Annotated in this window: 19 protein-coding genes; 13 read left to right on the forward strand and 6 right to left on the reverse strand. The window is 52.0% G+C overall.

The window, feature by feature from the left end:
- Positions 1 to 64: 64 nt before the first annotated feature.
- The 3 genes from WBL83_RS15755 to WBL83_RS15765 form a co-directional block, all read right to left on the reverse strand.
- On the reverse strand, positions 65 to 2,263 hold the full coding sequence (locus WBL83_RS15755; RefSeq protein WP_424590036.1) for an alpha-galactosidase: 2,199 nt from the start codon (positions 2,261 to 2,263) through the stop codon (positions 65 to 67).
- On the reverse strand, positions 2,260 to 3,651 hold the full coding sequence (locus WBL83_RS15760; RefSeq protein ID WP_424590037.1) for an MFS transporter: 1,392 nt from the start codon (positions 3,649 to 3,651) through the stop codon (positions 2,260 to 2,262). The genes WBL83_RS15755 and WBL83_RS15760 overlap by 4 nt, the downstream gene beginning before the upstream one ends.
- Positions 3,652 to 3,914: 263 nt before the next feature.
- Positions 3,915 to 5,111, reverse strand: coding sequence for an ROK family protein (locus WBL83_RS15765; RefSeq protein ID WP_424590038.1), 1,197 nt, complete (start codon positions 5,109 to 5,111; stop codon positions 3,915 to 3,917).
- 115 nt (positions 5,112 to 5,226) lie between these two features.
- On the opposite strand from WBL83_RS15765, the gene WBL83_RS15770 reads away from it, so the two are divergent.
- The 3 genes from WBL83_RS15770 (at position 5,227) to WBL83_RS15780 (ending at position 10,925) form a co-directional block, all read left to right on the forward strand.
- Positions 5,227 to 8,505 (forward strand): DUF5107 domain-containing protein, encoded by a 3,279-nt coding sequence (locus tag WBL83_RS15770; protein ID WP_424590039.1) that lies wholly within the window; start codon positions 5,227 to 5,229, stop codon positions 8,503 to 8,505.
- 155 nt (positions 8,506 to 8,660) lie between these two features.
- Entirely contained in the window at positions 8,661 to 10,100 is a 1,440-nt protein-coding gene (locus WBL83_RS15775) for a sugar porter family MFS transporter (protein ID WP_424590040.1), read from the forward strand.
- Positions 10,101 to 10,103: 3 nt separating this feature from the next.
- Positions 10,104 to 10,925 (forward strand): aldose 1-epimerase, encoded by an 822-nt coding sequence (locus WBL83_RS15780; RefSeq protein WP_424590041.1) that lies wholly within the window; start codon positions 10,104 to 10,106, stop codon positions 10,923 to 10,925.
- A gap of 33 nt (positions 10,926 to 10,958) precedes the next feature.
- Here the strand turns inward: WBL83_RS15780 and WBL83_RS15785 are convergent, their stop codons facing one another.
- Complete coding sequence (locus WBL83_RS15785; protein ID WP_424590042.1) at positions 10,959 to 12,098, reverse strand: hypothetical protein; 1,140 nt, start codon at positions 12,096 to 12,098, stop codon at positions 10,959 to 10,961.
- Between the two features lie 215 nt (positions 12,099 to 12,313).
- Between WBL83_RS15785 and WBL83_RS15790 the strand changes: the two genes are divergently transcribed.
- Complete coding sequence (locus WBL83_RS15790; protein WP_424590043.1) at positions 12,314 to 13,465, forward strand: 3-phenylpropionate MFS transporter; 1,152 nt, start codon at positions 12,314 to 12,316, stop codon at positions 13,463 to 13,465.
- Here the strand turns inward: WBL83_RS15790 and csiE are convergent.
- Positions 13,452 to 14,732, reverse strand: a complete 1,281-nt coding sequence (gene csiE / locus WBL83_RS15795; RefSeq protein WP_424590044.1) for a stationary phase inducible protein CsiE — start codon at positions 14,730 to 14,732, stop codon at positions 13,452 to 13,454. The two genes, WBL83_RS15790 and csiE, sit on opposite strands and share 14 nt — an antisense overlap.
- A 138-nt stretch (positions 14,733 to 14,870) precedes the next feature.
- Between csiE and WBL83_RS15800 the strand changes: the two genes are divergently transcribed.
- Entirely contained in the window at positions 14,871 to 15,506 is a 636-nt protein-coding gene (locus WBL83_RS15800) for a DUF1007 family protein (RefSeq protein ID WP_424590045.1), read from the forward strand.
- The gene (locus WBL83_RS15805; RefSeq protein WP_424590046.1) at positions 15,497 to 16,480 is read left to right on the forward strand and encodes a nickel/cobalt transporter; all 984 of its coding nucleotides are present in this window, start codon (positions 15,497 to 15,499) and stop codon (positions 16,478 to 16,480) included. The genes WBL83_RS15800 and WBL83_RS15805 overlap by 10 nt, the downstream gene beginning before the upstream one ends.
- A 219-nt stretch (positions 16,481 to 16,699) precedes the next feature.
- Here WBL83_RS15805 and suhB read toward each other — a convergent pair whose 3' ends face one another.
- Entirely contained in the window at positions 16,700 to 17,503 is an 804-nt protein-coding gene (gene suhB, locus WBL83_RS15810) for an inositol-1-monophosphatase (RefSeq protein ID WP_424590047.1), read from the reverse strand.
- A 119-nt stretch (positions 17,504 to 17,622) separates the two neighbouring features.
- On the opposite strand from suhB, the gene trmJ reads away from it, so the two are divergent.
- The 7 genes from trmJ (at position 17,623) to hscA (ending at position 23,674) form a co-directional block, all read left to right on the forward strand.
- Complete coding sequence (trmJ, locus tag WBL83_RS15815) at positions 17,623 to 18,363, forward strand: tRNA (cytosine(32)/uridine(32)-2'-O)-methyltransferase TrmJ (RefSeq protein ID WP_424590048.1); 741 nt, start codon at positions 17,623 to 17,625, stop codon at positions 18,361 to 18,363.
- Between the two features lie 130 nt (positions 18,364 to 18,493).
- A complete protein-coding gene (iscR, locus tag WBL83_RS15820) occupies positions 18,494 to 18,982 on the forward strand; it encodes a Fe-S cluster assembly transcriptional regulator IscR (RefSeq protein ID WP_183270206.1) in 489 nt (162 codons plus the stop codon).
- A gap of 102 nt (positions 18,983 to 19,084) precedes the next feature.
- Complete coding sequence (iscS, locus tag WBL83_RS15825; RefSeq protein WP_424590049.1) at positions 19,085 to 20,299, forward strand: cysteine desulfurase; 1,215 nt, start codon at positions 19,085 to 19,087, stop codon at positions 20,297 to 20,299.
- A gap of 59 nt (positions 20,300 to 20,358) precedes the next feature.
- Positions 20,359 to 20,745 carry a Fe-S cluster assembly scaffold IscU gene (gene iscU / locus WBL83_RS15830; RefSeq protein ID WP_015703172.1) on the forward strand — a complete coding sequence of 129 codons (387 nt, stop codon included), beginning with the start codon at positions 20,359 to 20,361 and terminating at the stop codon, positions 20,743 to 20,745.
- A 154-nt stretch (positions 20,746 to 20,899) separates the two neighbouring features.
- The gene (iscA, locus tag WBL83_RS15835) at positions 20,900 to 21,223 is read left to right on the forward strand and encodes an iron-sulfur cluster assembly protein IscA (RefSeq protein WP_424590050.1); all 324 of its coding nucleotides are present in this window, start codon (positions 20,900 to 20,902) and stop codon (positions 21,221 to 21,223) included.
- Between the two features lie 71 nt (positions 21,224 to 21,294).
- Positions 21,295 to 21,810: a co-chaperone HscB gene (hscB, locus tag WBL83_RS15840; RefSeq protein ID WP_424590051.1), complete on the forward strand. Its 516-nt coding sequence runs from the start codon at positions 21,295 to 21,297 to the stop codon at positions 21,808 to 21,810.
- Positions 21,811 to 21,823: 13 nt separating this feature from the next.
- Positions 21,824 to 23,674 carry a Fe-S protein assembly chaperone HscA gene (gene hscA / locus WBL83_RS15845; protein WP_424590052.1) on the forward strand — a complete coding sequence of 617 codons (1,851 nt, stop codon included), beginning with the start codon at positions 21,824 to 21,826 and terminating at the stop codon, positions 23,672 to 23,674.

Genomic DNA, 23,674 nt, shown 5'->3' on the forward strand with positions numbered 1-23,674 from the left:
CTGCAACTCGAATTATTTTGGGTTTAGAATAAGTAAAGAATGGGGCGATTAGCCCCCTAAAAAGCTATGGCAGGCGCTTCAGATGCCAGATACGGCTGACATAATCGCGGCTGAGCGGCGGGTCGATATACATCCCTCTGTACATCAGCTCATCCCCGCCAATCTGCTGCGGCTGGTTGTCTATCTGATAAATAACGTCGGCATCCAACCCGGCAAGGCGTACTAAGCGGTGCGGCGCAGAGGCCTGGCTGACCAGAGAAAACGCCATCAGAAGCGCTTCACTTCTATCCTGCGAAACGAACATCCACGCAGCAAAATCTGCATTTTCCCAGGGGCTTACCAGGCGCCAGAAGGTGCCAAATTGCAGCAATTCACGGTGCTGTTTATAAAAAGCAATTTGTTTACAGACCGCTTCGTCACGTTCAGTATCCTTGCGCATCAGGTCGAGCATCAGGCCGTAGTTGCCACTCATCGCAACAGCGCCACGCATGCCCATGCTGGTGGAACGCCCCATCTGATGATTCGGGACTTCCGAAACGTGCGCGCACTGCATAATCGGCGGGTAGAGCAGGCTGGTTGAGTACTGGATATGCACCCGTGAAGCCGCATCGGTGTTATCACTCACCCAGGCCTGGGCCATGTAGTGCAACATTCCGGGGTCGAAGCGCCCACCTCCGCCCGCGCAACATTCAAATAAAATGTGCGGGAAACGAGTCGTCAGCGCATCGAGCAGCTCATACAGACCCAGGATGTAACGGTGAGCCGTTTCCTGCTGGCGCTCGGGGCTTGCGGTCGTCGAGCCCACCTCCGTCATATTGCGATTCATATCCCACTTGATGTAATCAATGGGATGTTGCTCCAGGAATGCGCACATTTGCGTCAGAATGTTGTTCCGCACCTCCGGGCGACCTAAGTCAAGAATGTACTGATTACGCCCTTGCGAAAGTGGCTGGTCCCCGGCGTTGAGCACCCAATCGGGATGCTGCGCGAATAACTCACTGCGCCGCGAAATCATCTCCGGTTCAAACCACAAACCGAACTTCATCTCCAGCCTGTGAACCTGATCAATTAACGGGCGCAGGCCATTGGGAAACTTCTGCTGGTTGACGAACCAGTCGCCAAGCGATGAGGTGTCGTCCTCGCGCTTGCCAAACCAGCCGTCATCCAGCATCAGCAGCTCCACGCCAAGCTGTTTTGCATTGCGGGCAAAACGCAGTAGTTTTTCCTCGTTAAAGTTGAAGTAGGTGGATTCCCAGTTGTTGGCCAGAATCGGCCGAACCAGATGGCGATGCTGTCCGCGCACCAGATTGTCGCGATAAAGTCGGTGCAGCACCTGAGAAAGGCCATTAAGACCGCTCTCGCTCCACGCCATTACCACTTCCGGCGTCTGGAAGCTCTCTCCAGCCTGCAACTGCCAGCCGAAACCGTGCGGGTTAATGCCCAGCATGACTCGTGTCTGGCGATACGCATCAACCTCGGTACGGGCGGTAAAGTTCCCGCTGTACACCAGATGCAGCGCCCATGCTTCTCCCTGCATCTCCGTGGTTTCCGGGCGCACCAGACCAATAAACGGTTGTTGATGGGTACTACTGGCACCGCGCTTGCTGTCCAGCACTGTGATGCCAGGGTTGAGTGGCTGGCGATGAAGGCTACGTTCCCGCGCCCAGGCTCCCGGAAACTGAATCTGCTGATAGTCACTATCAGGGAAATCTATCGAGCAGCTCAGAGCGCGTAGCAGCCTTAAGGGTTTATCGCTCTGGTTAATAATGCGTGCGGAGCGGGTAATAACCGGCAGACAGCGAAATACCGTGTAGCTCAGCTCAACCTGCAGATGAGTCACTGGGTCGGCGAGGGTAATGATCAATGTGTCAGCTTCATCCGGCGTTTCCACCCAGGTTGCGGGTAAGCCTTCAAGGTGTGGTTTGCCCGTCAGGATTTGATGCGAAACATAATGCAGATTACTGACCTGGTGGCCATCCGCATAGCGCACTTCATAAGCGGGCTCGCGGTAATCTCCCGCGCCGTGGCCAGGATATTCCTGCAACACGGTATCGAGCGAGAACGTTCTGTCCTGCCAGTGGGCAGGGGTCGGCGAAAATGACGAGCGATCAAGTTTCGGGTAATCATGAAACGGGTGAAAAGCGGTAACGCGTTTGCCCCAATAGCAATGCACCAGAAAGCGCTGGTGTTCAATCCCTATCACGTAGCTAATCAGTGGGTTATGCAGATGAAACACCTGCTGTTCGGCATTCCAGGTAATCATGATTTCACCTCTACATGCGGATGGGTATTACGTTGATGAATATCCTCAAGGATTTCGTAAAAGCGTTTCTCAGTGATTTCATATCTGGAAAGGGGGATCAGACTTATGAGCGTTAATGCGCCGGGAATTAAGGTAAATAACAGGCCAATCCACATTGCGGTTTCAGCAGCTTGCACCTGATGGGGGATATACCCTGCCCAGGACAACATAAAACCACCAATAGCTCCACCAATAGCTCCGGATAATTTGGTCTTAAATATATTGAGAGAGAAAACCATCCCTTCGGAACGGTTGCCACTGCGCCATTCTCCATATTCCACACAGTCTGCCACCATCGAATAAAGCGATATTTGCCCGATGCCACCACAGAATGGTGCCAGTGCGCCAATGATGAAAATAAAGGTGATATTGGTCTGGAAAAAGAACAGCAACATACATGCAGCAGCCATCACAGTACTGCTATATATCGCAGTGTTCTTCTTGCCTATTTTTGCTGAGATAAACGGTGAAATTACCGCTCCGGCAACCTGTGCAATCATCGACACGGTGAGAAAGACACCGAGCATCATTTCCGCATTCAAATTATAAATAAAGAAATAGAGTTGGAATGTGCCACGAATAACGCCAATCATTTCTAATAAAAACATGCCTACCAACAACAGGCGAAGAGGGCGATGTTGTTTTAATAACGTCCAGAACCCTTTAAAACTTTGACGCTCTTTTCGCGGTACGGAATATTTTTCTTTGACACCAAAGAAAGTAATCAACATGCAGATTAAGAAGATAGCGCTGTAAATAACCGCCACGCCTGCCCAACTCCCCACAAATTTAACCAGCCATAAGGTTGCCGCACTGACGGAGAGAAAGCCAAAAGTGGCAATGGTTCGAGGGATGGTGATGACTTTGCTGCGTTCCGTCGGATCCTGAGTGATTGCCGCAGAGAGTGACCAATAAGGGATATCAATAATCGCAAAGCAAATACTCCACAAAATATAGGTGGAGTAGGCGTAAGCCAATTTTCCTGCTTCAGATAAATCAGGGCTAAGGAAACAGGCCACGGTGGTGAGGGAAACCAGAATACTGCCGACCAAAATCCATGGCCTGAATTTACCCATTTTTGTGTGGGTATTATCCACAAGGATCCCAAGGGCAATATCCGTTGCACCATCCACCAGACGAGCAATTAAAAATAATAAACCTACAGCGGCCGCTTTAATTCCAAAACTGTCGGTGTAATACAACATCAGGTAAATAGCGATAAAGGCGTACATCACATTTGCGCCATAACTGCCTATGCCATAGGAAATGGCGGTAGTCCAGGACACTTTGTCGCGTGGATATCTCTCTTTTTCAGCGTTAGAACCTTCAGTTGATCGGGCTAATTCCATTGGAGTCACTCCTGTGTTAATGGAACAATTAACTCGGAAAGGTATTCGGTAAATTAAACTGATATGCCGAAGGAGGCTAAGCGTAGAGGATTAAAAATAATGGAAACTTGCGCGGGGGTTTATATTTAACTAAACAGCGATTACTAATATTTTAAGAGTGATGCGGCGATCTTCAGGAAACACGCTCATGTTTCCTGAAGTTCTCTTGTTTATATGTATTGGCTGGGTGAATATATATAATGAAAAATAGCGTTATAAATTATCTATTCACCTTCAAGCGTACTTTCAACATATAAATAGCCAATTCCCATCACTTGCTGCGAACGAGTCAACTGGCCAAAATTGATTTGTGTGGCATTGGCTTTTACCGCGTTGCCGTGATCAAACGGGTTAAAGCCAATTTGCCTGGCGACGGTCGCAAGCCACTCATCTCCAAATCCACAGCAGCGGCCATAAAACCATATCTGGTTGATATTCAGAATATTGAGGAAGTTATACAAGCTCAGTCCGATAGCGTTAGCGGCATTTTCCACCCAGCGACGCACCTGTTCGTTACCTTCATGCCAGGCGGTAATTAACTGCGTGGACGTTAAAGTGTCAGGGTCTAACCCGGGAGTTGAAGGGCGAGATTTTAACCATATCCGAGCCTGCTTTTTTAACGCCGTTAGCGAAGCCACGGTTTCAAGGCACCCGTATCTTCCGCAGTCGCAAGCCATTCCGTCGGGATTGACAATCGTATGGCCGATTTGCCCGCTTCCGTACAGGCTGCCGCGATAAATTTGCCCGTTTATCACAAACGAAGAACCGATACCGTAATCCACATTGATGACGCAAAAATCCTGGCGGCTCGCGGGGTTTTGCCATTTTTCAGCCAACGCCAGCATCACGCAGTCGTTATCCACGCGCACGGAAATCCCGAGCTTTTCTTCCAGCAGATATTTAATTTCCACCGGGCTCTTCCACGGCGCTTGCGGCATGGTTTGTGAAACGCCGGTAATCGGGTCGACTTGCCCGTGAATAGCCAGCGCTAAATTGATGGTCTTTTTTGGCCAGCTTTTACCCTGGCTGCGCCAGACACTTTCGATGGCAGCCAGCAACGCTTGCGGCGTAGCGGCGTTGATATGAATAGCGGTAAATTCCCCGAGCGGCGAAAGCTGGGCGTCGCAAAGTTGGCTTTCAATACTGGTCGGGGTCACATTCATGCAAAGAATGAAATCACCGTCGGAAGGGATTTGGTAACTACCGCTGTTAATGCCCCGATTGCTCAGGTTTTCGCTGGAATGGCTGAGCTTTCCATCCGCAACTAACTCTTCAAGGATCTTACTCACCGCCGGGATCGAAAGACCGGTGTACTGGGAAAACTGCGACTTACTGAGCCGCTTATGTTGCCACACCAGCTTCATCAGGGTCTGACGATTAATCTGTCTCACCCGTTGGTTGTTCAACCCTGAAGTCTGCATTTAACTTAACTCCGTTAACTATATTGCGTGAGCATTAAGCATTTTAAGCCGCGATGAGTTCCCTACACTCCAAACATATCCTATTTCACTGTTGATTGTTTACTGGAGATGCGAAATGTACGGAGCCGTTAACGTCTGGCAAGAGACTATTGCTTTACCCACCTGGACTACCGGTGCGGAAGACCCGAATCCGATGTTTTTGGAAAACCGTGTGTATCAGGGATCTTCAGGTGCAGTTTATCCTTACGGCGTGATTGACACGCTCACCGGCAAGCGTGAGATGCGTGATTACAAAGCTGTATGGATTGAGAACGACTTTATTAAGGTCATGTTGCTCCCGGAACTGGGTGGTCGTATTCACCGCGCTTATGACAAAGTGATGGAGCGCGACTTCGTTTACTACAACGAAGTGGTAAAACCGGCGCTGGTGGGATTAGTGGGGCCGTGGATTTCTGGCGGTATTGAATTTAACTGGCCACAGCACCACCGCCCAACCACCTTTATGCCAGTAGATGTGACGTTCCAGAAGCATGCAAACGGCGCGCAGACGGTCTGGCTCGGCGAGGTGGAACCGATGCGTGGCTTGCAGGTGATGACCGGCTTTACGCTGTATCCGGAAAAAGCACTGATCGAAATTACCGGTAAAGTGTTCAACGGGAATGCCACACCACGCCATTTCTTATGGTGGGCGAACCCCGCAGTTAAAGGCGGCGATGAGCACCAAAGCGTGTTTCCACCAGACGTCACGGCGGTATTTGACCACGGCAAACGCGATGTTTCTGCTTTCCCGATTGCCCACGGGACTTACTATAAAGTCGACTATTCCGCTGGTGTCGATATCTCGCGCTACAAAAACATTCCCGTTCCAACGTCGTATATGGCGGATAAATCAGATTACGATTTTGTCGGCGCATACCATCACGGCGAGCAAGGCGGTCTGCTGCACATCGCCGATCACCATGTTTCCCCCGGCAAAAAACAGTGGACCTGGGGCAACTGCGATTTCGGCCAGGCCTGGGATCGGAATCTCACCGACGAAAATGGCCCCTACATTGAACTGATGACTGGCGTGTTCACCGACAACCAGCCGGATTTCACCTGGATTGCGCCTTATGAAGAGAAAATATTCGTACAGAATTTCCTGCCGTATAGCCAGCTCGGCACTTTGCAGAATGCCAACACGCAGGCGGCCATCAAACTGGAGCGCCACAATGGCGACCTCAAACTGGGTGTCTACGCCATTGCGCCACTCACTGACGCCACCCTTGAAATTGAATCGGCAGGCAGCCTGCTTTGGAAAACGTCGCTGACGCTACAGCCCGCGCAGGCGTGGCAGGATTTTGTTGAGGACAGCTGGCCGCAGCGTTTAACGCTGAATCTTCGTGACGCGCAAGGCAACCTGATCCTCAGTTATTGCGAGCACATTGCAGAGGATTTACCGCTGCCGCAGCCCGCTTCTGTTCCCGCCAAACCGCATGAAATCTCCAACTGTGATGAACTCTATTTTATCGGCCAGCATCTGGAGCAATACCTGCATGCCAGCCGCTCGGCATTCGATTACTACCAGCGCGCGCTGGCGTTAGATGCCGGAGATTATCGCTGCAATGTGGCATTAGGGCAGCTTGAGTTAAACCGTGCTAACTGGGCGGTTGCCGAACAGCTGGCGGATGCGGCACTGAAACGCGCTCATCGTCTGAATAAGAATCCGCAAAATGGCGATGCCAGCATGTTGCGCGGTACCGCAAAAGAGCGGCAGGGTGATTTCGCAGGCGCATTTGATGATTACTTTAAAGCGAGCTGGAGCGGTAATTGCCGTGATGCGGCATTTTACGCACTCGCCCGTCTGGCTTTGCGAAAAGGTGATGCCGCTCAGGCGCTGGTGTTTGTGAATCAAAGCCTGAAATTTAATGGCAGCAATAATCTGGCGATGGGGCTAAAAGCGCTGCTGTTGCAGCAAACGGGGGGCGCGCCACAGGCACAACAATGGATTGCACAGCAGCTTGAAGAATATCCCCTCAGTTACGTACTGCATTACGCACGTTGGGCGATGACGCAAAACGAAACTGACAAAGCTGAACTGGTGCGCGTCACCGGGCGTCGCGGAGTCAACGCCAGTGTGCTGGCGGGATGGCTGGTGAGTTTAGGTGATGAAACCGCCGCTAAAAAAATGTTGAGCATTCTCGATTCCCAGGAAGCGATGCCGCTGCTGTGGCAAGCGGCTTTAGAAACCGACCACGCACAGCAACTTGCTTACGTGAAACAAGCGCAGGACTGCTTTGCTCGCAAAGTGCGATTCCCTAACACACTCGATGAAGTGCAGATGCTGCAACGTCTGCCGCACGATGGCTTCGCGCAATATCTGTTGGGCTGCTTCTGGTACAGCAAACGCCGTTACTGCGAAGCCGTCACCTGTTGGGAATTTGCCGCGCATCAGTTGCCTGAGTTTGGTGCGGTGCAGCGTGTTTTAGGCATTCATGCCTGGAATAAACTGCACGACGCGCAACTGGCAGAACAGTATCTGCAACACGCGGTTGAGCTTGAACCGGATAACGCTCGCTTCCTGTTTGAACTCGATTATCTGCAAAAACTCACGGGTCGCTCAACGAAGCAGCGTCTGGAGAACCTCGCGGCTCGCCGGGATGTGGTGCTTAAACGTGACGACCTGACGGCTGAGTTACTCAGCTTGTGGAACATTCATGGCGAAACTGACGCTGCGGCTCAGGTGCTGGCTCAACGTAAATTCCATCCATGGGAAGGCGGGGAGGGCAAAGTCACCGGGCAGTATCTGATTAACCTGCAACGCAGAGCGCTGGCGGCGATTGCCGATAAGCAGTTTGGACAGGCGGAAGAGTTACTTCAGCAAGCACTGAGTTACCCTGAAAATCTCGGCGAAGGGCGTTTAGTCGGCCAGAGCGATAACGATATCTGGTATCTGCTGGGCTGGTGTGCGCAGCAACTGCAACAGCCAGAACGCGCTCAGCGCTTTTTCGCCCGCGCGCTGGAAGGCGGTTCCACTCTGGAAGCCGGACGTTACTACAACGATCAGCCTGTCGATTATCTGTTCTACCAGGCGATGGCGCTGGTGCAAACCGGCGAAAAAGTTAAAGCCCAGCAGCATTTCCGTCGCTTTATTACCTGGGCGGATAAGCATGTGAACGATCACTCCGAACCTGATTTCTTCGCGGTATCGCTACCCGATTTAGTCGCGCTGGATGCTGACCGTCAATCCGCTCACCAGCAGCACTGCCTGTTTGTTACCGCCCTTGGGCATCTCGGACTGGAGGAATATCCCGCGTATGAATCAGCGCTGAAAACCTTGTTGTCGCAAAACCCGGCTCATGACAAAGCGCATCTGCTGCAGCTTGCTGTGCAGTGCGGTGTGTTTGCCGAATAACAATAAATAGCGGGATAAAAATTCGTAGGTCGGATAAGCGTGAGCGTCATCCGACACAATCGGTGTAAACGGTGGATGGCGCTTACGCTCATCCACCCTACAAAACCTGCTTTTCTGGCCTCTGTATCTCTACAAGATTGAAATGAGGAATAACGATGAATACTGTGCAGACACAATTACGCATGGGCTATGTCTGGACTATCTGTCTGGTCGCCGCCTGCGGAGGTTTACTGTTTGGTTACGACTGGGTGGTGATAGGTGGGGCGAAACCGTTCTACGAAGCCTATTTTTCAATTACCGATCCCGCACAATCCGGCTGGGCTATGAGTTCTGCACTGGCGGGATGTGTTTTTGGCGCATTAATTTCGGGCTGGAGTGCCGACAAATTTGGGCGTAAAGCGCCGCTGATTTTGTCGGCTATCTTATTTAGCGCCTCGGCCTGGGGCACGGCGATGGCCAGTAGCTTCGATATGTTTGTGGTGTACCGCATTGTTGGGGGCGTGGGTATTGGCCTGGCTTCTGCACTAAGCCCGATGTATATCGCGGAAGTCAGCCCGGCGGAAAAACGCGGTAAGTTTGTTGCCATCAACCAGTTAACAATAGTGGTGGGCGTGCTGGCAGCCCAGTTGATTAACCTGATGATTGCCGAACCGGTGACCTCAACTGCGACGATGCAGCAAATCACGGAAAGCTGGAATGGTCAGGTCGGCTGGCGCTGGATGTTTGGTGCGGAACTGGTTCCGGCTCTGGCATTTTTAGTGCTGATGTTCTTTGTACCAGAATCACCACGCTGGCTGGCTCGTGCCGGTAAAAATGAACGTGCTCATCAAATGCTTAAACGTATTGGCAATCAGCAATATGCCGATGAGACACTCAATGACATTCTGCAAACCCTGAATAAAGACACGCAAAAAGTGTCCTGGAGCGCGTTGTGGCAGCCTCAGGTCAAGCCGATCATTATCATCGGGATGGTGCTCGCGGTATTCCAGCAATGGTGCGGGATTAACGTGATATTCAACTATGCGCAGGAGATTTTTGCCTCCGCCGGGTTTGATATCAACAGCACGCTTAAATCGATTGTGGCTACCGGTTTGATTAACCTTATCTTCACCCTTGCCGCATTACCGTTGGTCGACAAAATTGGTCGCCGCAAACTGATGCTGTTTGGCGCGGCGGGTTTAACCATTATCTATGCGTTAATCGGTGTGGCATATGGCCTGGGTATTATGGGGCTGCCGGTGTTGATCCTGGTTCTGGCGGCGATTGCGATTTACGCACTGACGCTGGCACCGGTGACCTGGGTTCTGCTTTCAGAGATTTTCCCGAACCGGGTGCGCGGGCTGGCAATGTCTTTAGGGACACTGGCGCTATGGGTGGCGTGCTTCCTGCTGACTTACACCTTCCCGTTATTAAACGCCAGTCTGGGTGCCGCAGGCAGCTTCTTGTTGTACGGTGTGATTTGTGCGGCGGGCTTTGTTTACGTGCGTCGTTATGTGCCTGAAACCAAAGGTGTCAGCCTGGAAGCACTGGAAAAACGTATGGCGGATCAATACGGTGCTGAGGCGAAAGCCCGTGCGCAAAGAGTGACGCATTAAGCGATGAAAACCTTATTACTCGAAAATGAATTTCTGCGTTTGACCGTCGCCCCGCAAGGGGCGGCAGTTCTCAGCCTCGATTCGAAAAAACATCAACAGCCGATTCTGTATGCCGGAGGAAAAGCGCTGTTCCCGATGTTGCCGCTGGCAAATCGCGTCGCCGGGAATGCGTTCCCGCTGCTTGGGGAAACCGTTGAGCTGCCGGACAGCGAAGCGGATGCGCAATTCTTCCTTCACGGCGATGGCTGGCTGAAAACCTGGCAGGTTGAATCGCATGACGCTGTGCAAATCACGCTCACGCTTGAAAGCCGCCACTGCTGTGGTTTTGATTATCAGGCCCGGCTCATTTACCGGTTGCACGGGCCGCGCCTGATAGCGGAACTTGAGTTGATGCACAGGGCGGAGAAGCCGATGCTATACGGACTGGGCTTTCATCCGTTTTTTCATCTCACGCCTGATACCCATGTGCAGTTTGCGGCGACGGGATTCTGGCCGGAGGGTGAGGATCATTTGCCGGAACAATGGTGTGGCAAACTCACGCCGCAAACGAATTTCATCGCGCCAAAAATCCCGTACAATCAGTGGCTGAATGTCGGTTTTTCCGGCTGGAGTGGCAACGCGTTGATTGAGCACCACGGCATGTGCGTGCAGCTAACATGCGCGACGCCGTATTTGATGGTGTTCCGTATGGCTGACCAACCGTTTATCTGTCTTGAACCACAAAACCATCCGGTGAATGCCCACAATATGGACGGGCAACCGGGGCTGGTGTTGTTGCAACGTCAGCAATCAACGGCGATGAAAATGGAAATTGCGATTAGCTGAGTTGATGCGCGCATGAACCTTTAATCATGGGGATCAGAAGCTATAACCCATCTTTAAATAGATCCCCTGATTATCATCTTTCCCCATGGCGTACTCGAGATTCACCACAATCCCCGCTTCGGGTTTAAGCAGGTACTGCACGCCTGCGCCCCACGCCGGATATAAGTTTTCACTGTCCCCACAGTTGAGTTGCTCACCGCTGGTTGAGTCGCCATATAAACATGCCGCACCGGCAAACACCGTGGCGGTCCAGCGGTCAGCCAGTTTGTAACGCTCCTCAACTTCTATGGAGGACATGTGCTGTGCGAGATATTCACCCGGTGTGTAACCACGCATATAAACCGGAGAGTAAGCCCCCGCAGGGGCATCGTTGGAAAACTGGTGGCGGCTGCGCACGGCGAAAACGTTGCCATCGCCGTGTTGCCAGTAGCCGCGGTAATCGACGCGCCAGATATCGAAGTCTTGTTCTCCGCCCAACGCTTCCCGATAGGCCATATTATTGACGTTGAGATACCAGCCTTGGGTGGCTTTAAAGTCGTTGTCGCGGGAGTCGTGCATCACGACGGCACCCACACCGCCGGACTTGTAACCGACTAACCCCATTTCATCGAGGATTTCGTTGGAGGTGGGATCTTGTCCTTGCAATTCATAGTTGGAATAGGCGCCCTGCGCCCCGAGGAACCAGTCGCCCTCAACCCGATAGAGATAACGCAAAAATGCGAAACTGTAGTTATCGTTGGTGCTCAATGGCTTGCCGGAGCCGAGATAATTTTCGTAGTCGTTGTTAATATCCCCGACCATCACACCACCCAGAATACGGTGCTTGTCTTCACCAAAAGAGGTTTTGGCAAAAGCGTTGGCAATCAAGGATTCTGAAGTGGTGTACTTGGCCGACACGCCGAACAGAGAAGGGCGCGACTTCTCATCAAAGCGGTGCATGTAGCCCACCATCATCCCTGCTGCGGTATCGAGTTTTGGACTGGAACTGAATAGCGGAACGAACAACCACGGAGAGGGCGCGGCCTTTTTGTCTTTATCTGACTCGCTTCCTTCATGACTGTCTTCAATCATGTCGTTTTTTGCATCAGCAGGGGATGTCTCAGTGGCATTGGCCGGTAACGTGAGCATCGACAGAATCAGGATCAAACCCCTGAAGAGAATGGTATTAGACATGACAGCTTCAAACTTTTGTTCGATTTAACGGAACGAGATTCTAATGGAAAAGATGACAGATTGAATTTCACTGTTTATATAAAAATAAATGGACGCGTTGAATTGAATATATTGAGTTATAAAACAATAGTTTCCGGATGTTATTAGTCTGTTAATGATTGCTTGCAAGCTCGCCACCGCTCGGCGACACTAACGCCTCCAAAACGGGAGGGATCATGGTTTTGCATTCAACGCGCTGGCTTGCGCTCAGTTATTTTACCTACTTCTTTAGTTACGGGATTTTTCTACCCTTCTGGAGTGTCTGGCTTGCTGGAGTTGGCTTGCCGCCTGAAACCATAGGGTTGTTGCTCGGTGCAGGGTTAATCGCCCGTTTCCTCGGTAGTTTGCTACTGGCTCCTCGAGTTACCGATCCTTCCCGACTTGTTTTTGCCTTACGTTTACTTGCCTTACTTACGCTGATTTTTGCCGTCGCCTTCTGGTTCGGGCAAACCGCCACCTGGCTGCTGGTGGTGATGGTCGGCTTTAACCTGTTCTTCTCACCGCTGGTGCCGCTGACTGATGCACTGGCCGGCACCTGGCAGCGCCAAATCACTATGGATTACGGCCGTGTGCGGCTGTGGGGATCGCTGGCATTTGTTATCGGTTCCGCCATGACCGGCAAACTGGTCAGCCTGTTTAGCTATCAGGCGATTCTGGTGCTGTTGAGTATCGGGGTCGCGTCGATGCTTATCGGCATGATGTTGCGCCCATCGGTGATGCCGCAGGGAGAAACCCGACATAGCGAAGGTGCGGGTTGGCCTGCCTGGAAGAAACTGGTGCTCGGTTCGTGGCGTTTCCTGGCCTGTGTAACCTTGCTGCAAGGCGCGCACGCGGCTTACTACGGATTCAGTGCCATTTACTGGCAAGGCGCGGGATATTCCGCCTCGGTGGTGGGCTATTTGTGGTCCCTTGGCGTGGTCGCTGAAATTGTGATTTTTGCCCTCAGCAATAAGCTGTTCCGCAACTGGAGCGCCCGGGATTTGCTGCTGCTTTCTGGCGTGAGCGGTATTCTGCGCTGGTGCCTGATGGCGTATACGACCGATTTACCGTGGCTGATTGCCGCGCAAATCCTGCATTGTGGTAGCTTCACCGTTTGCCACCTTGCGGCGATGCGTTATATCTCCGCGCGTGAAGGCAATGAAGTGATTCGTCTACAGGCGGTCTATTCGGCGGTGGCAATGGGCGGCGGTATTGCCATTATGACAATGTTCTCCGGCTACCTTTACCAGCATATGCAGGGCGGGGTGTTCTGGATGATGGCCTTAGTTGCTGTTCCGGCATTGTTTATTCGCCCGCGCCCTGTTTCATACTGCGTTAACACTCGATAATCTTGCGTATCTGCTGCTGCTGGTGGTCACCCAGTGGCAGCGTGACGTGAATCAACGGTGGCGAGTAGAGTGGCAGAGTGGTGGAGTAGGGCGTAATCACCAGCACCACCTCTTTTGGCGCTCCCTCCTTTTGATAGCTATGAATCGTCAGATGTTTAATATTGAGCGGCAGCAACGTCAGCTCACGTAGCTGCTGTTCAATATCTTGTTCAAGCTCCAGATTGTTGCCGGTGAGCAACAGCACCTGCTTCTCATGCAGGTCATTTTCCTGCATTAACCACGCGCCAAAAATCACGGCCACCAGACCCACTTCTTCGTCAGAAAAACGCAGCTCATAATGCGTTTCAAACTCGCTGAAAACTTCACGCGTGGTGCGCATCAGCCGCGGGTACAGTCGGGTAATCTCTTCCGGCAAACTGTTATCAATGCCGATACAGAACTGGCAGCGATCCAGCGCCTGAGCCAGATGAATATAGAGCTGGTCGCTCAGACCCTGTTCGTCGCTAAACGACATCCCTGCTTGTTCACGAAAACGCGCGATCATTCCGGAAATCGCGGTACGCAGGCGTAAGTCCTGATGATGGCTATCGTTAATCGGGTCGGGCATGCGTAATAAAAGGAATAACAGTGCGAGGAATAATTGCTCGTTTTCATTGGCCGATTGCAGCACACGGCGCTTCCAGTGGCGGGCAATCTCAAGCGCTGCTAAGAACTCCGGGCGCATCTGCGTCCATGCCCGTTGCTGCTCAGTGAATTCTGGGGTAATCCCCGCATGATGTTGATGCAAACAGTACTGCAAAAACAGCGTTATAAACTGCACGTCGCGGGTGTCAAACTGCCGCTGTAAGCGCCTTGCACACAGGCTAACCAACGCCTGGAGATTCTTTTCATCGTACAAGGCGGTCAGGATCCCTTGCTGTTTAAGCTGGGTTTTGAGTGCTGGAGTAAAATGTTGCTGCACGAAGTGCGGACATAAGCGCAATGCTCGACGTAACCAGTGCAACAAGCACAGGCGGCGATTCAGAGGCGTGCCCTCAATCCGATAGCTACCATCCTGTTGTGTGATAAGACTCAGCCGGTGATAGCGCTGGATTTCATCGCTCGTGTCGGCTATATCTTGCAGGGTTTTGATGTCGTCAACACCGTTGAGCCTTGCGAGGATCTCCGGAGTGACCGTCTGGCCCGGTATATAGAGCAACAAAAGCAGGTGGCAGCGACGCTGCGGACTGGAGAGTACAGATGGTGGTGGGGAAAGCAGTGTCATCATCCGCATAACCAAGTCAAAGGTGATTAATGCTAAGAGTAGCTAAACCTTTTGTCGTAGAGAGTCCCATTTGAGCTTTTTAATTACGGAATTCTGACTGGCTCACAGAATTTTAAGTTTGAGAGAATAATGAGCGGGAAAATGTGTAACAGAATTGCGTTTTTTGCCTTGAGTGCGGCGCTTTTTAGCCCGATGGCTTTGGCACATCCGCACAGCTTTATTACGCTCGTGACCACCGTCATGACCGAAAACGACCAGCTTACCGGTCTGAAAATGCAGTGGACGATGGATGAAATTACTTCAGCGGATCTACTGTATGACGCGGGTGATGCAAAGCCCGATTCACCGGTCTGGAAGAAGCTTGCCGCCGAAGTGATGGCGAATGTTTTAGGGCAACATTATTTCACTGAATTCTGGCACAACGGCGAGAAAGTGACATTTAACAATTTGCCGCCAGAGTACGGGCTCGCACGGGTAGGGCATCAGGCGGTACTGACCTTTATTTTACCGCTGGCACATCCGCAGCCGTTAAAAGGGCAAACCTACCAGTTCGCAACCTTTGACCCGACCTATTTTGTCGATATGAGTTATGACCATCCGTCCGATGCCAGCGTGCCGAAAACATTAGCGTCACAATGCAAAATCTCAGTGAAAACACCGCAACCCACCGAGGATATGCAGGCGTTTGCTTTGTCGCTAGATAAAGCCGATGCACCGCCAGAAGATATGGAACTGGGTAAACAATTTGCTCAACAGGTGACGTTGCAATGTCAGTAATGCCTTCCGCCAGATCTCACTCACGCCGCTGGTTACAACTGTGGCCGCTGGCGATTTTCCTGCTTACCTGCGCGATTGGGCTCTACAGCCTGTGGCTCTTCTGGCCGCAAATCATCCTTAACAGCGCGATGTGGCAGAAATCGATTAACCAGCAAATGAGTGCGCTGTTGCGTGAGGTTGCTGAAAACCCAACGCGAGCGGGCTGGTCGCTGCTGTCATTTAGTTTTGTCTACGGCGTGCTTCATGCTTTGGGGCCAGGACATGGCAAAGTGGTGATTACCACCTGGCTTGCCACCCATCCTTCGCGTTTGAAAAGCAGTCTCAAACTAACTTTTGCCGCTTCCTTATTACAAGGGTTGGTGGCGATTGGGCTGGTGACGGTGGTGCTGGGGTTACTGGCCTTACCGTCGCGACAATTGCATATGAGCAGTTTCTGGCTGGAGAAAGGCAGTTATTTGCTGGTGGGTATTTTAGGACTGATGCTGTGCGCCCGCGCGTGGCGAAATCTACGAAAGGTGCTGCGCAAACCTGCGCGTTTTACCGGCTTCACGCCACATCATGTTCACGATGAGAAATGCGGGTGTGGCCATCAGCATTTGCCAACAGAAAAGCAGCTTGAGGCAGGAGAGGACTGGCGCGCCCGGTTAATGATTGTTTTATCGATGGGCATGCGCCCGTGTTCCGGTGCCATCATGGTGCTGTTGTTTAGCAAAGTGACTGGCGTATATAGCTGGGGGATGTTGTCAGCGCTGACCATGGCGGCAGGCACATCAATAACCATTTCAGGGCTGGCATTTTTGGTCCATGGATTCCGAAATCTGGCAGTGCGCATGAGCGGTAATAAAGCACCGGTTTTATGGCGACAAGTGGCCTGGGCGACACTGGCTTTAGCGGGGGGCACAATTCTGGTATTAGCTGCGGTAGTGATGTGGCTGAGTGCTCAACCGGTCGTGCGGGGGATTAGACCTTTTTAGCGTTTGATTAAAACAACCCTCACCCCGGCCCTCTCCCTGAGGGAGAGGGGGAAAAAATGTTCCCTCTCCAGAGAGCTGGGGGGAAATGTTCCCTCTCCAGAGGGCGAGGGGGAAAATGTTCCCTCTCCAGAGGGCTGGGAAAAAATGTTCCCTCTCCAGAGAGCTGGGGGGGAATATTCCCTCTCCTGGGGGAGAGGGTTAGGGTGAGGGCTTTAAAGATTAACGCTTCAGCGCTTCGCTCAGTTCATCACGCATCGTTGCCAGCATAGCTTTAACAACGCGCGGATTACCTGCAACGATGTTGCCGGTCAACAGGTGGTTATGGCCGCCGGTGAAATCACACACCAGGCTACCCGATTCGCGAGCAATCAGTTCGCCTGCTGCAAAATCCCATGGCTTCAGACCAATCTCGAAGAAACCATCAACACGGCCAGCCGCAACGTAGGCCAGATCAAGTGCTGCTGAACCGGTACGACGGAAGTCTGCACACTGGGTGAACAGTTTAGCGACGATGTTGATATAAGGAGTGGCGTGTTGCTTCAGCTTGAATGGGAAGCCCGTTGCCAGAATGGTGCCATCGAGGTCACGAGCATTGCTGCCGCGCAGACGGTAACCGTTCAACTGTGCGCCTTGACCACGAACAGCGGTGAACAACTCGTTACGCATTGGGTCATAAACCACAGCAACTTCGGTGCGGCCTTTAACACGAACAGCGATAGATACCGCGAAGTGCGGCAAACGTTTGATGAAGTTTGAAGTGCCATCCAGAGGATCGATAACCCATTGCACATCCTGCTCGGTACCCGCCAGTTCGCCTGATTCTTCAGCGATAATGGTGTGTTGCGGGTAGGATTTGCGGATAATTTCGATAATCAGGCGCTCAGCCTCTTTATCGACGTTAGTCACAAAATCGTTGCTGCCTTTCTGGCTCGTTTCTACAGCGTCAGGGGTTTCGTAGTTCTTGGCAATTAAATTGCCCGCCTTGCGCGCTGCGCGCACGGCGATGGTCAGCATCGGATGCATCGGTCTCTCTCTGGATGTTAAAGAACGGGAAAACGCGGCGGAGTATAGCAGAGCGTTCGGAATATGTCTCAGGGTTATGATAGGATAACGCGATAATCTTTTCAGGCTATGAGTCAATAATGCTGCAAAACGTACGTATAGTGCTGGTTGAAACCTCTCATACTGGCAACATGGGCTCTGTAGCTCGTGCGATGAAAACCATGGGGCTGACAAATCTTTGGCTGGTAAATCCGCTGGTTAAACCTGACTCACAGGCCATCGCGCTTGCGGCGGGTGCCAGTGATGTTATCGGCGAAGCTAAAATTGTCGACACGCTGGACGAAGCGTTGGCGGGATGCAGCCTGGTGGTTGGCACCAGCGCACGTTCTCGTACGCTGCCATGGCCGATGCTTGATCCACGCGAATGTGGTGTAAAGAGTATTTCTGAAGCGCAAGATTCGCCAGTGGCGATTGTTTTTGGCCGCGAGCGCGTGGGCTTAACCAATGACGAACTGCAGAAATGCCACTATCACGTTGCGATTCAGGCAAACCCGGAATACAGCTCGCTTAACCTGGCGATGGCAGTGCAAATCCTCGCTTATGAAGTGCGAATTGCATGGCTTGCTACACAAGAAGAAGGCAAAGAAGCGCCGGTTGTGGAAGACCAGACTCAGTATCCGTCGGTTGACGATCTCGAGCGTTTTTACGGTCATCTGGAACAAGTTCTGCTGAAAACCGGCTTTATTCGCACCAGCCATCCGGGTCAGATTATGAGTAAATTACGCCGCTTATATACTCGTGCACGCCCGGAAACTCAGGAACTTAACATCCTGCGCGGCATGCTTTCTTCTATTGAAAACGAGAAAAAATCCGGCAAATAATACTTGAGTAAATTACTAGGTTAAATAGTTGACCAATTTACTCGGGAATGTCAGACTTGCGGCCTGCTATGTGACAATCACATTTATAAAAAACCCCCGGTTCGAGGGGCAATTTGAGGTTAAGTAAGACATGAGACTGACATCTAAAGGACGTTATGCCGTGACCGCAATGCTTGACGTTGCGTTGAACTCCGAATCAGGTCCAGTACCACTGGCTGATATTTCAGAACGTCAGGGAATCTCTCTCTCCTACCTGGAGCAGTTATTCTCCCGCCTGCGTAAAAATGGCCTGGTTGCCAGCGTACGTGGTCCAGGCGGTGGTTATCTGTTAGGTAAAGAAGCTAACAGCATCGCGGTTGGCGAAGTCATTAGCGCCGTAGATGAATCTGTTGACGCGACGCGTTGCCAGGGTAAAGGTGGTTGTCAGGGCGGCGATAAGTGCCTGACTCACGCGCTGTGGCGCGATCTGAGCGACCGTCTGACCGGTTTTTTAAATAACATCACCTTGGGTGAGCTGGTGAATAACCAGGAAGTGTTGGATGTCTCTGGCCGTCAGCACAATGAAAACCATCGCAGCACGCGCTCCCAGGACGCGATCGACGTCAAACTGCGCGCATAAGCAGACAATTAGATTTTTTAGAATCAGGCCTGGGTGCTTCGCACCCGGCTTTAACCTTTACGCCTGGTTCTTCGCATTGTGATGTACGGAGCTAAAAGAGCAATGAAATTACCAATTTATCTCGATTACTCTGCGACTACGCCGGTTGATCCACGCGTTGCGCAGAAAATGATGCAGTGTTTGACTATGGACGGAACCTTCGGTAACCCGGCTTCTCGTTCTCACCGTTTCGGTTGGCAGGCAGAAGAAGCTGTTGATATCGCCCGTAACCAAATCGCTGAACTGGTTGGTGCCGACCCTCGTGAAATCGTCTTTACCTCCGGCGCAACTGAATCCGATAACCTCGCTATTAAAGGTGCCGCTAACTTCTATCAGAAGAAAGGCAAGCACATCATCACCGTAAAAACCGAACACAAAGCTGTGCTGGATACCTGTCGCCAGCTTGAGCGTGAAGGTTTTGAAGTGACTTACCTGGCACCACAGAGCAACGGTATCGTTGACCTGAACGTGCTGCAAGCGGCAATGCGTGACGACACCATTCTGGTCTCCATCATGCACGTGAACAACGAAATCGGCGTGGTACAAGATATCGCGGCAATCGGTGAAATCTGCCGTGCGCGTGGAATTATCTATCACGTGGATGCGACTCAGAGCGTGGGCAAACTGCCTATCGACTTGAGCAACCTTAAAGTTGACCTGATGTCCTTCTCTGGTCACAAAATCTATGGCCCGAAAGGGATCGGCGCGCTGTATGTTCGCCGTAAACCACGTATTCGTATCGAAGCTCAGGTACACGGTGGCGGTCACGAGCGCGGCATGCGTTCTGGTACTCTGCCTGTTCACCAGATCGTCGGCATGGGCGAAGCTTACCGTATCGCGAAAGAAGAGATGGAAACAGAAATGTCCCGTCTGCGCGGTCTGCGTAACCGTCTGTGGAACGGCGTGAAAGATATGGAAGAAGTATATCTGAACGGTGACCTGGAGAATGGGGTTCCCACTATCCTGAACGTAAGCTTTAACTACGTTGAAGGCGAGTCCTTGATCATGGCACTGAAAGACCTCGCGGTTTCTTCTGGTTCTGCCTGTACATCAGCAAGTCTTGAGCCATCCTATGTGCTGCGCGCGCTGGGTATGACTGATGAACTGGCTCACAGCTCCATCCGTTTCTCTTTAGGTCGTTTTACTACTGAAGAAGAGATCGACTACACCATCGAACTGGTACGTAAGTCTATTGGCCGTTTGCGCGACCTTTCTCCACTGTGGGAAATGTTCAAGCAGGGCGTGGATCTTAATTCCATCGAATGGGCTCATCACTAAGAGTTAGTGACGGACGTCGTTCATAACGAACATCGAAATCGAATTCAGGAGAATTAAAAATGGCTTATAGCGAAAAAGTAATCGATCACTACGAAAACCCACGCAACGTTGGCTCTTTTGACAACAGCGATGACAGCGTTGGTTCCGGTATGGTAGGTGCGCCTGCTTGTGGTGACGTGATGAAGTTGCAGATTAAAGTCAACAATGAAGGTATTATTGAAGACGCTCGCTTCAAAACCTATGGCTGTGGCTCTGCCATCGCTTCCAGCTCGCTGGTAACCGAATGGGTTAAAGGTAAATCTTTGGATGAAGCGCAAGCAATCAAAAACACCGACATTGCAGAAGAACTTGAACTGCCGCCGGTGAAGATTCACTGCTCAATCCTTGCAGAAGACGCTATCAAAGCGGCTATCGCGGATTACAAAAGCAAACGTGAAGCTAAATAATAAATTTGAGTCTTTTTCAAAATAATTTGAGTTGCAGCCAGGCGGCAAGCTCATGAATCTCCAGTCGCTTACTAAAATAAGTGACTGGCGTAAGTGAGAATAGCCAACACTCCTGCGACTTGAAGAATGAAGAAAAATTGATTGAGGTTGTTGTATGTCGATTACCCTTAGCGACAGTGCTGCCGCACGCGTGAATGCCTTTCTTTCCAATCGTGGTAAAGGTTTTGGTTTGCGCTTAGGCGTTCGCACATCTGGCTGCTCTGGCATGGCTTATGTTCTTGAATTTGTTGACGAACCTATGGATGAAGACACCGTGTTCGAAGACAAAGGCGTGAAAGTGGTCGTCGATGGTAAAAGCCTGCAATTTTTGGACGGCACTGAGCTCGACTTCGTCAAAGAAGGTCTTAACGAAGGGTTTAAATTCACTAACCCGAACGTGAAAGACGAGTGCGGTTGCGGCGAAAGCTTCCACGTCTGATAAGCGCCAATACCCCGCGTAGCGTAAGTTGTGCGGGGTATCACGCTCTACTATGAAACCCCGAGTCTGTTATGGATTACTTTACCCTCTTTGGGTTATCGCCAGGATTCACTGTCAACACTGAGCTGCTGGCTACCCGTTACCAGGAGCTGCAACGCCAGTTCCATCCGGATAAATACGCCAGCCGCCCTCAGGCGGAACAACTGCTGGCGGTCCAACAATCTGCGACCATCAATCAGGGCTGGCAAACGCTGCGTCACCCGCTGCCGCGCGCCGAGTACATCCTCTCTCTCAACGGTTTTGATCTGGCTAACGAGCAGCATACCGTGCGCGACACCGCGTTTTTGATGGAGCAACTCGAATTACGCGAAGAGCTTGATAACATCGAGCACGCCAAAGATAGCGACCGCCTGGAATCCTTCAGTGCCAACGTGAATGCGATGGTGAAAACCCGCATGGCTCAAATGGTGCAGCAACTGGATAACCAGGACTGGACGCAAGCGGCAGATACTGTGCGTAAACTTCGTTTTCTCGATAAACTGCGCAGCCAAATAGAACAACTCGAAGAAAAGCTGCTCGATTTTTAACTGGAAGCTCAATATGGCGTTATTACAAATTAGTGAGCCGGGTCTAAGTGCGGCACCTCATCAGCGTAAGCTGGCGGCGGGTATCGACTTAGGCACCACCAATTCACTGGTTGCAACTGTGCGTAGCGGGCAAGCTGAAACGCTGCCTGACCATGAAGGGCGTCATCTCTTGCCTTCAGTGGTGCACTATCAGCAACAAGGCCTGAATGTTGGTTTTGACGCGCGCGCGCAAGCGGCAATCGACCCGGCAAACACCATCAGCTCAGTAAAACGTCTGATGGGTCGCTCGCTTGTGGATATCCAGACGCGTTACCCGCATCTGCCTTATTCACTCCAGGCGAGTGAGAATGGCCTGCCGATGATCAACACGCCGGCCGGACTGCTGAACCCTATTCGTATTTCATCCGACATCCTCAAAGCTCTTTCTGCGCGCGCAACCGAAGCGCTGGAAGGCCAGCTTGATGGCGTGGTGATTACCGTTCCTGCTTATTTCGATGATGCACAGCGTCAGGGCACCAAAGATGCAGCGCGTCTGGCTGGTCTGCATGTTCTGCGTTTGCTGAATGAACCGACTGCTGCGGCGATTGCCTACGGTCTGGACTCCGGCAAAGAAGGCGTTATTGCCGTTTACGATTTGGGCGGCGGTACTTTCGATATCTCTATTCTGCGTTTAAGCCGTGGTGTGTTTGAAGTGCTGGCGACCGGCGGCGATTCCGCACTGGGCGGCGATGACTTCGACCACCTGCTGGCTGACTGGCTGCGTGAACAAGCGGGCGTGGCTGACCGCAGCGACGACCGCGTGCAGCGCCAGTTACTCGACGCCGCGATTGCCGCAAAAATTGCCTTAAGCGATGCCGAAACCGCAACGGTTGAAGTGGCTGGCTGGACAGGCACCGTCACCCGCGAGCAGTTCAACGAACTGATTGCCGCTCTCGTTAAACGTACTTTGCTGGCCTGCCGCCGCGCATTGAAAGATGCAGGTGTCGAAGCCTCTGAAGTGCTGGAAGTGGTGATGGTCGGCGGTTCAACCCGCGTGCCATTAGTGCGCGAACGTGTGGGTGAGTTCTTTGGCCGCACGCCGCTGACTTCCATCGATCCGGATAAAGTCGTCGCCATTGGCGCTGCGATTCAGGCCGACATTCTGGTGGGTAACAAGCCGGACAGCGAAATGCTGCTGCTGGATGTGATCCCGCTGTCGCTGGGTCTTGAGACCATGGGCGGGCTGGTGGAAAAAGTGATTCCTCGCAACACCACGATTCCGGTGGCGCGGGCGCAGGACTTCACCACCTTTAAAGACGGCCAAACGGCGATGTCGATCCACGTGATGCAAGGCGAGCGCGAACTGGTGCAAGATTGCCGTTCGCTGGCACGTTTTGCGCTGCGTGGAATCCCGGCGATGCCTGCGGGTGGGGCGCACATTCGCGTGACCTTCCAGGTGGATGCGGACGGCCTGCTGAGCGTGACCGCCATGGAGAAATCCACCGGCGTAGAAGCGTCTATCCAGGTGAAGCCTTCTTATGGCCTGAGCGACGGTGAAATTGCCTCGATGATCCAGGATTCCATGAGTTTTGCCGAGCATGATGTGAAAGCGCGCATGCTGGCGGAGCAAAAAGTTGACGCCGCCCGCGTGCTGGAAAGCCTGCAAGGTGCGTTGAGCTCGGATGCCGCGCTGTTAAGTGCGGCTGAGCATGCGGAAATTGACTCAGCAATGGCGGCATTAAGCACGGCCGCAGCGGGCGATGATACGGATGCTATTGAACAAGCCATTAAAAACGTAGACAAACAAACCCAGGACTTTGCCGCTCGTCGTATGGATGAATCAATCCGTAAGGCGCTGAAAGGCCACTCCGTGGACGAGGTTTAA

The sequence above is a fragment of the Buttiauxella sp. genome, from assembly GCF_049686335.1.
GTDB lineage: Bacteria > Pseudomonadota > Gammaproteobacteria > Enterobacterales > Enterobacteriaceae > Buttiauxella.